Source organism: Streptomyces sp. NPDC002130, assembly GCF_040296465.1.
Classification (GTDB): domain Bacteria; phylum Actinomycetota; class Actinomycetes; order Streptomycetales; family Streptomycetaceae; genus Streptomyces.
This window is the reverse complement of the sequence record NZ_JBEOXI010000722.1, coordinates 1-1,623: the sequence shown is the minus strand read 5'-3', so window position 1 is coordinate 1,623 and position 1,623 is coordinate 1. Positions and strand designations below refer to the sequence as shown.

3 protein-coding genes are annotated in these 1,623 nt (G+C 62.9%); all 3 read left to right on the top strand.

Annotated elements, in window-relative coordinates; all coding sequences use genetic code 11:
* Positions 1–114: 114 nt before the first annotated feature.
* Positions 115–594: a redoxin domain-containing protein gene (locus ABT116_RS44830; RefSeq protein WP_351646757.1), complete on the top strand. Its 480-nt coding sequence runs from the start codon at positions 115–117 to the stop codon at positions 592–594.
* A gap of 45 nt (positions 595–639) precedes the next feature.
* On the top strand, positions 640–1,341 hold the full coding sequence (locus tag ABT116_RS44825; protein WP_007729695.1) for a methylamine dehydrogenase light chain: 702 nt from the start codon (positions 640–642) through the stop codon (positions 1,339–1,341).
* Positions 1,338–1,623 (top strand): hypothetical protein (locus tag ABT116_RS44820; protein WP_351646755.1); only part of this gene is annotated, 286 nt, incomplete at its 3' end. The genes ABT116_RS44825 and ABT116_RS44820, both read left to right, overlap by 4 nt.

Below are 1,623 nucleotides of genomic sequence, written 5' to 3'. Positions count from 1 at the left end.
CCAGGAACGCCACGATGTACGGCGCGTGCAGCGAGGCCCCGAGCGGCCCGCCCACCGCCGGCCCGACGGCCAGCGCCAGCTGCTTGACCAGGGCGCGGACCTCTTGGCGCCCGGATGATGGATACCGGCCCCAAGGTCGAACAGGTCGGCCCGTCGTTTGCCGGTCTCATCGATCAGGAAGGACGGACCGTCGGAGTCGGTGGTCACCGCGACAAACCGCAACTCCTGCTGTTCACAGCACCGAGTTGCTCGACGTGCAAGAGCCTTCTTCCCGGCGTAAGGGCAATGGCCCGAGCCGAATCGGATCTCGACGTGATCATCATCTCGGACGGAACACCCGACGAGCATCGCGAGTTCCTGGCCGGCAGCGGGATCGGTTCCGAGCTCAGTTACATCGACGCTCGCGACGTCGGTATCGCGTACCAGGTGGGCACCACTCCGTACGGCGTGATTCTCGACGAGCACGGCAAGATCCGAGGGAAGGGCCTGTGCAATCACATGGCTCAGGTGGAAAGCCTGCTCAATGCGCTCGAATCCGGCACCCCCTCACTCCAGCACCTTCATGCCCAGGCGAAATCCGGCAGCGCGGCCTGATCTTCCTGCACAGTTCGATCCTCTTCACGAATCAGGAGAAAATCGTTGGACGACAATGAATTCCCGCAGCACAACATGACGGAGAACCGATATCCTGTCGACGAGGCGACAGTTCAGGCCCAGGCCGAATGGATGGCCGGCCAGGGCGGTTCGCTCACCAGTCGAACCGGACGCAAACTTTCCGAACGAGTTTCGCGGCGGTCCATGATCAGTCGGATCGGCAAGTGGACCATGGGTGTGTCAGGAGTGGCACTGATCAGCACACTTCCTGTGACGCGTAGTGCCTTCGCCCAAGAGCCCGAGGTTCCTGCACCGGCACCTGGCCCCGAACCCCTTGTCCCTGTCTACGACGGTAAAGATCCGGCCGAGTGCGAGTACTGGCGCTGGTGCAACATGGACGGAACGTCGTGTGCCGCATGCAACGGCGGCGGTGTCACCACCTGCGCCCCCGGCAGTAAACCCGGCGCAGAGTTCTGGGTCGGATGCTGCACCAACCCTGATACCGGTAAGACCTATCTGATCGCCTACTACGACTGCTGTGGTGCGCCTTCGTGTTCCAACGCATTCTGCGGCGAACCGGACATGCAGGCCGTGATGTACAACCCGGTCTCCGGAAGCTACGACCAGGAAATCATCTGGTGTGTCTCCGACGAGTCTCAGGCATACACCTGCACGATGGCGCCCATCATCGGTGAGGACTGCCAGACTCGACCGGCCGAGCGCCCCAAGGTCGGTGCCGGATCATGAGCAGTCCGCGAACCCGAAAACTGGCGCGCCCCGCCGTTGCCGTCATCCCACTCACCGTCGTACTCGCGCTGGCCGGTTGCAGTTCGTCCGACAACGACGAACCGTCCAGCGCAGGTGATGTCACCTATCCGACAGTTCCGTTCACTGCTCCGGGCGAGGGAATCTCCCTCGGACACGACGACCAGGAAATCGGCGATACCATTCCCGAGCCATTGCACGTCGGTTCGATCACCCCGATCGCAGCTGACCGCCTCCTCGGCGTCGAAGGTGGATTCGGCCAGC

Coding starts and splice junctions, on each gene's coding strand:
- ABT116_RS44830 (WP_351646757.1), top strand. CDS start 115: ATGATGGATACCGGCCCCAAGGTCGAACAGGTCGGCCCGTCGTTTGCC.